Below are 346 nucleotides of genomic sequence, written 5' to 3' on the forward strand. Positions count from 1 at the left end.
GATATAACGGAATTAGTTTGAGCACATAAGCCACTTTCTTTATCAAGTTGTAACCATTGTTTGCGTTTCGTAAAATATAGTGAACACCCTTGCTCAAAAACTTTCCTACTTATGACATCTGGGTCAGTCCCGCGAATGTTTACTCCATCGTCACTAAAGCCTTTAATCAATGAAAATTTCCCGTCAACTTTTTCATAGATAAAAACTTGATTTACTGAAAAGATATTCGTTACCGTCTGTACAAAAAAATCTAGTATTTTTCCTTCAGATAGATTTTCATTCGCTTCATATCCAAAAGAACTCACTTTTTTTAACAATGCCTTTGTGGTTTCACTCTGATTATATA

Annotated in this window: 1 protein-coding gene; it reads right to left on the reverse strand. The window is 33.2% G+C overall.

What is annotated here, in order from left to right:
• A partial coding sequence (locus tag AOA61_RS31205) for a hypothetical protein (protein ID WP_158234803.1) occupies window positions 1–346 on the reverse strand: 346 nt, incomplete at both ends.

Source organism: Pseudomonas sp. 2995-1, from assembly GCF_002742505.1.
GTDB classification, from domain to species: domain Bacteria; phylum Pseudomonadota; class Gammaproteobacteria; order Pseudomonadales; family Pseudomonadaceae; genus Aquipseudomonas; species Aquipseudomonas sivasensis.